This is a genomic window from Pontibacter locisalis (assembly GCF_042684605.1).
In the GTDB taxonomy this organism is placed as follows: domain Bacteria; phylum Bacteroidota; class Bacteroidia; order Cytophagales; family Hymenobacteraceae; genus Pontibacter; species Pontibacter locisalis.
In genome coordinates this window covers 236,639-243,265 of the sequence record NZ_JBHULU010000002.1, presented here as the reverse complement: position 1 = coordinate 243,265, position 6,627 = coordinate 236,639, and the positions used below count along the sequence as shown (strand labels likewise).

6 protein-coding genes are annotated in these 6,627 nt (G+C 36.9%); 5 read left to right on the top strand and 1 reads right to left on the bottom strand.

The annotated features are described in order from the left end of the window. Positions 1-136: 136 nt before the first annotated feature. Positions 137-1,033 (bottom strand): chain length determinant protein, encoded by an 897-nt coding sequence (locus tag ACFSRY_RS02195; RefSeq protein WP_377502995.1) that lies wholly within the window; start codon positions 1,031-1,033, stop codon positions 137-139. Between the two features lie 315 nt (positions 1,034-1,348). Between ACFSRY_RS02195 and ACFSRY_RS02190 the strand changes: the two genes are divergently transcribed. The 5 genes from ACFSRY_RS02190 (at position 1,349) to ACFSRY_RS02170 (ending at position 6,623) form a co-directional block, all read left to right on the top strand. Continuing rightward, on the top strand, positions 1,349-2,659 hold the full coding sequence (locus tag ACFSRY_RS02190) for a flippase (RefSeq protein ID WP_377502993.1): 1,311 nt from the start codon (positions 1,349-1,351) through the stop codon (positions 2,657-2,659). 7 nt (positions 2,660-2,666) lie between these two features. Then, positions 2,667-3,362, top strand: a complete 696-nt coding sequence (locus ACFSRY_RS02185) for an FkbM family methyltransferase (protein ID WP_377502991.1) — start codon at positions 2,667-2,669, stop codon at positions 3,360-3,362. 154 nt (positions 3,363-3,516) lie between these two features. Then, on the top strand, positions 3,517-4,452 hold the full coding sequence (locus ACFSRY_RS02180; protein ID WP_377502989.1) for a nucleotide-diphospho-sugar transferase: 936 nt from the start codon (positions 3,517-3,519) through the stop codon (positions 4,450-4,452). Positions 4,453-4,458: 6 nt separating this feature from the next. Further along, positions 4,459-5,700 carry a glycosyltransferase family 4 protein gene (locus ACFSRY_RS02175; RefSeq protein WP_377502987.1) on the top strand — a complete coding sequence of 414 codons (1,242 nt, stop codon included), beginning with the start codon at positions 4,459-4,461 and terminating at the stop codon, positions 5,698-5,700. An 80-nt stretch (positions 5,701-5,780) separates the two neighbouring features. Then, positions 5,781-6,623: a glycosyltransferase family 2 protein gene (locus ACFSRY_RS02170; RefSeq protein ID WP_377502985.1), complete on the top strand. Its 843-nt coding sequence runs from the start codon at positions 5,781-5,783 to the stop codon at positions 6,621-6,623. Positions 6,624-6,627 lie beyond the last annotated feature (4 nt).

Here is a 6,627-nt window from a genome sequence, read left to right as displayed (position 1 = left end):
GCACCGACAGCAGGAACTGGAAATAAAACAGTGGAAAAAGAAAACCTCCAACACAAACGCATTGGAGGTCTCAGTTTAAAGAGTAATTTCGTCTAAAATCCGTCAACTTATTTCAGGACGAGACAGTTAACAGATATTACATCCTTGCTTTTTCTTTTCTATAAACGAAGATCAATCCGAAAAATGAAAAAATCAGCATACCGAAACCAACATATTTTATCATATTGGGTCCGGTTGGGTTAGCGCGCGGAGAAAAACCGGTTACTACCTGAATATTATCAAGTTGTTCTAGTTCAGCCTCTAACTTGGCTTGCTCTTTATACATCCCGATACTCTCACGATAAAGGTTTGTGGGATCCAAGGGCTCACCATACACAAACCCTCCGACTGGTCCTCGCGGAGATGACACTGTGGTCTTAAGGCTATCTATGGATGAGATTTCATTTTTTAGTTTGGCAATAACCCCTTCAACTTGTCTTTGCTTAATTCGCTTCTGCTTGGAAAAATACCGGTTGTTCTCCAGATAGTTGGTAATTGCCGGCTCCATCGAGTTGAATAGTTTGTTATCGTACAAGGACAATTCGATTCTAAACGGGGACCCCATCAAAATACTATCCTCAGATATTCTAGCTTCATCGAGGTTGATAAACTTCATACTTTTTATTTCGTTGGCAGCTTCTGCGCTCACATCCAGAGCATTAGCAACCTCAATAAAGTTATCATCCTTGATCATTGCGGATAGCTTGAGTAACTGATCCTCTACAAACTCATTCCGGATATCTGCCAGCACAAGAGTCATAGTGGAAGTGAAGTAGGGTTTGGTTACTTTAAAAGCTAGAAATCCTAAACCGCCACCTAAAGCCACAAAAAGGATCAACAAAAGCTTATTTAACTTAACAGCCCTTACAGTAAATGCTATACCACCATTTATTCTTTCAAAAAAATTTCTGATAAAATTAAAAAGGACTGACAAGTCTATTTCGTCATTAGCTCTTGACTTGGTCATCAGTTCCTTCTCTTCTAATTGTTGCATACTTCTGAACTTTTGCCAAATATACAGCGAAAGTTTAAGAAGAAATAGCACATAAAATTGGAAAAGGGTAAAATCTTAAAGTTTTAAAAACCAATAAATGCATTACTAATGAGGTTAATATCAGCTATAATACTAGTCAAACATATTTTTTTGGCATTAATAGTAATTATTTTTGATGGCATAGTATCAGAGTGATTTTATGAAAGTAAGGAAGACTTTCTTATGTTCCTCCGGTTTAATTTCACCAACAATTCTAATAGGAAATTTCAGATTTGTACATTTGTATTTTAGTACTGATAGAGGCTCCCTATTTTGATGACAACGTTCATTCTTAAATTTCTGAACTCTGGTTCCGGCAAGATCATTAACAACATTATTTGGTTATTTCTAGATAAAGGGATTAAGATGGTGCTAGGCCTGGTAATTGGTGTCTGGATAGCAAGATATTTAGGTCCTGAACAATTTGGGAAGCTGAACTATGGGCAAGCTTTTATCGCTATTTTCTCTGCTTTTGTGAACCTCGGGTTAGATACAACCTTGGTAAAAGAGTTTGTAACTAAGGACCATCCAGATAACCATTTGTTGGGAACTGGTTTTATTATGCGCTTTCTAGGAGCACTTGCAGCAGTCATCTTAGCGCTTTCCACCTCATATCTATTGGACTATAATCAAGATCAGACTTCCTTCTTTGTTATAGCCATACTAAGTTTCAGTTTTATTTTTCAGTCTATTGATGTTATTGATCTATACTTACAGGCACATCTTAAATCAAGAATATCTGTAATTTTGAAGAACTCTGCTTATGTTTTAACATCGTTATTCAAGATATACCTGCTCATTAACAATTATTCTGTTTTTTTCTTTGCTCTTGCCACTATAATAGACTTGTGCTTAGCGTCAATCTTTCTCCTGGTTTATACGAATAACAGGTTTGTTACAGACATAAAAGAATGGACATGGGAAACAGCCATTGCTAAATCTCTTTTAAGAGCAAGCTGGCCATTAATCATATCTGCTTTAACTGTTATACTTTATATGAGGATAGACCAAATTATGATAAAAAACCTTCTCGGCTCCTCCGAAGTTGGTAAGTATTCTGCCGCTGTAAGGATAACCGAATTGTTTTTTATCATTCCAATGGTTATTACAAATTCAGTATTCCCCTCACTAGTTAGAAGCAAAAATGACAATTACCTTTATAAACAAAAGCTAATTAAATTATATGGCATATTAATTTATATTAGCTTATTACTGTCTATGTCAATCGTCGTTTTTAGTTCTCCTATCATCTCATTGTTATATGGGCAACAATATGAGGGTGCGGCTTCTGTTTTAAATATCCATGTGTGGTCAAGCTTGTTTGTGTTTATAGGCGTAGCAAGTAGTCAGCAATTAGTAATTGAAGGGAAATCCACAGTTTCTCTTTATAGAACCATGATAGGACTTATCACTAACATAATTTTAAATACAATACTTATACCGCTTTTTGGTATTCAAGGAGCCGCCTTTGCCACTTTAGTTTCTTATGCCACCTCATCTTTTATAAGTAATTTTTTATTCCACAGCACAAAAGGAATTACAAAACTGTATTTAAAGGGTATATTTGTAATCAGAAGAGAAAACTGATAGCAACATGTACCAAAAATTAGCTCGTTTCTTCAATAAAGTTGTTGATTTAAGATTTGGAAATGTATCCTATGCACAGGAAGGTGAAGACCTTCTTTTGAACAGGATATTTGAAAATCATTTAGAGGGTGTATATGTTGACGTGGGGGCACACCACCCTAAAAGGTTCTCCAATACTTACATTTTTTATAAAAAAGGGTGGAGAGGAATAAATATAGATCCCATGCCAAAAAGCATGGATGTATTTAATAAAATCAGACCACTGGATATTAACCTCGAAGTAGGTATCTCTAAAGTCGAACAAACCCTAACATATTATATGTTCGATGAGCCAGCACTTAATGGCTTTAACCTAAAGGTTGCTGAAGAGAGAAACGATCATACAAACTATTCCATAATAGACAGAAAACAGATTAAGACATTGCCTTTACATCAAGTGTTAGATTCATACTTGTCTGAAAACAAAAGAATCTCCTTTCTATCCGTTGATGTGGAAGGTTTGGATTTAGTTGTTCTTGAATCAAATAACTGGGAAAAGTACAGACCTACCATAATCCTTGTCGAAATCCTTCACTCTTGTATCGAAGATATTCTTAAATCAGATATTAATTTATTTTTGGAATCAAAAAATTATACACTGTACTGTAAAACGCCTAACACTGTATTTTACAGAAATGTTGATGATATCAACCTGGTATCTTAAAAAGCATAGGGGTTATAGAATTTAAAGCCTGTACTTACTTTGAAAGTAATTATATAAGTGGGTGTGCGCCTAAAATCCTTTTTGAAAACAAATTTATTATTAAACTTAGTAAGTTTACATCACCTTCATGTGGCTAAACTTGACTGTTTATTGAATGGAAAGTAATACATCTTTTATTCCACCTGCTGCACTAAATACGGCGGTACTTTTTATTGTGTTTAACCGACTAGATACAACTAGAAAGGTCTTTCAATCGATCAGGTCGGCGAAGCCTCCCAGGCTCTATGTAGCTGCAGACGGTGCCAGAGAAAGCAGGGAAGGTGAAGCAGATAAAGTTCAGGCAGTCAGAAATTTCATATTAGACAATGTTGACTGGGATTGTGACATTAAAACACTTTTCAGGGATAAAAACATAGGTTGCGGAGCTGCTGTAAGTGGGGCTATCACTTGGTTCTTTGAGCAGGAAGAAATGGGCATTATCCTTGAAGATGACTGTCTGCCAAGCCAGAGTTTTTATTGGTACGCTGAGGAAGCCCTGAAGAAATTCAAGGATCATGAAGATATTTATGGAATTACAGGGGATTATCGTGCCCCAGTAAATCCTGCGATAGCTCAAAACATTTCTTTAATTAGCTTCCCTCTGATTTGGGGGTGGGCAACGTGGCGCCGCGTCTGGAAACAATATGACAGGAGTATGAAGGACTGGTCGGGCAACATAAACGACATTCCTCTGCTGCAACGTGCTTCAAAAGAGACTAGAAGATATTTCCAAAGAGCATTTTCAAAGACTGCTAAAGGTGAAATAAATACGTGGGATTATCAGTTCTCTTATCAGATTCTCAAGCGAAATGCTAAGTTTATAACCCCAAACAAAAACATGATTTCCAATATTGGCTATGGTGAAGGTTCTACTCACCTTGTCAACTTTGATCCTGTAAACAATGCGGTGCCAGTACATGAGATTGCAGTGGACTTATCTACTTTTGTAGACAATAATTATGATAGTTGGCTTTGCGATCACGCGTTTAACAGAAAGTCAGTCTCAACCAGAGCTTTCAATAAACTTTTAAGGGTTACTTTCAAGAAATAGATTTAGATGAAGGTAGTACATGTCAACGCATCTGATTTAGAAGGCGGAGCAGCTCGTGCAGCAAATCGGCTACATCAGGGGCTTCTAAAGGCGAATGTAGATAGTACGTTGTTAGTACAGTCTAAATCCGGTAATAATACTAATGTTATCGGTCCGCAAACCAACCAGCAAAAAGCTGCTGCTTCTGTTCGACCGTTTCTTGATAAACTTCCCACTACTAGGTACAAGAACCGCTCAAAGGCGCCCTTCTCACCTTCTTGGCTTCCGTTGAGCGGTATACCAAAGAGGATAAATGACCTGAATCCCGATATTGTTCACTTACATTGGATTGGGAATGGTATGCTAAGCATTGAAGAAATAGCTGACATTAAGGCTCCCATTGTTTGGACATTACATGACAGTTGGGCATTTACCGGAGGTTGCCACGTGAGGTTAAGCTGTGAAAAATATCAGAGTAGCTGTGGGGCATGCCCCGTATTGGGCTCAGAAAAGATATCAGATTTAAGTCATTCGGTTTTTAAAAGGAAACTTAAGACTTATTCCAAAATTAAAAAGTTAACCGTCACCGGCCCTAGCGTTTGGCTTTCTAAAAGTGCATCAGATAGTCCTCTCTTCAAAGGGCGCAATATCTTAACTATACCAATACCTTTAGACACAACAGTTTTTTCACCTGTAGATAAGTTAACTGCCCGTCGGTTATTAAGTTTACCAGAGGCTAAAAAATTAATTTTATTTGGAGCCAAAAGTGCTACAGAAGATCTAAATAAAGGTTTTAAACTGCTAATAGAAGCATTAAATAAATTGGTGAGAGCTGATGTAGAGTTACTCGTGGTAGGAAGTAATCAGCCAGAAGAACCACAGAATCTTAACCACACAGCGCATTATCTGGGCACTTTTTACGATAACGTATCACTGAAACTACTTTATAGTGCAGCAGATGTTATAGTTGTACCGAGTTTACAGGAAGCCTTCGGACAAATGGCTACAGAATCATTAAGCTGTGGTACACCTGTTGTGGCATTCGGATCAACAGGTCTACTCGATATTGTTGATCATAAGAAAAACGGATACCTTGCAACCCCTTATGAAACAAATGATTTAGCATATGGAATTGATTGGGTATTGTCATATCCAAATGCTTCCGAATTAGCTCATAGCGCCAGGGAAAAAGTTTTGAATGTATTTGACGCTACAATTATTGTCCAAAAATACCTTAACCTGTATAAGGAAGTCATAGAGAGCAATTAAAAGTCTAGTATCCTCTAAAGTTGCATATTCTGGTTATCGTTGAAGACTATTATTATATCTAAGTTTCTCAATTAAGAAAAATGGCCCATCAATTGGAGGGAGGATATCTCTACAACAAATCAAGAACACATGCTTCGGAGGGTACTTTAGTATCTGTTATTACAATTGTCTATAACGGAGATAAGTATCTTGAGCAGACCATTTTAAGTGTATTAAACCAGGATTACAAAAACATAGAATACATCATTGTTGATGGAGGCTCAACTGACAATACTTTAGACATAATTAAAAAGTACGAAAATCAAATAGCCTATTGGGTTAGTGGTCCTGATAAAGGTATAAGTGATGCCTTCAACAAGGGTATTACTCTATCAACAGGTGAATTGATTGGAATAATCAATGCTGACGACTGGTTTGAAATAGATGCCATAGGGGAAGTGGTAAAATGTTATAAGCCAGGAAGTATAATACATGGTAATATGCAATACTGGAATGAGGATGGAAGCAAGGGGATGAATGTAATGCCAAATGCTTCCCTCCTTCCCCAGGAAATGACTATAAACCATCCAACTGTATTTGTAGACAGGAATGTGTATAATCAAATGGGCCTGTTTGATACAAGCTACAAGTTAGCAATGGATTATCATCTCCTTTTAAAGATGTATAAAGCCGGGATTGAATTCATTTATATTAACAAAACAATTGCAAATATGCGTCTTGGTGGCGCTTCAGAAAATTGGATTAAGAGTTATCGAGAGGTAAAAAGAGCCAAAGAGGAAATATTGAACAGCAAAATATATCCTACCTTTATTTTCTGTTGGCAAGTTATTCGCCGGCGTGCCTCTGAATTTATAGCTGACTCCCCTCTTTCGTTCATAAACAGACTCTATCGCAGGTACTTTTCTCCTATGAAGAAAATCTAACCTT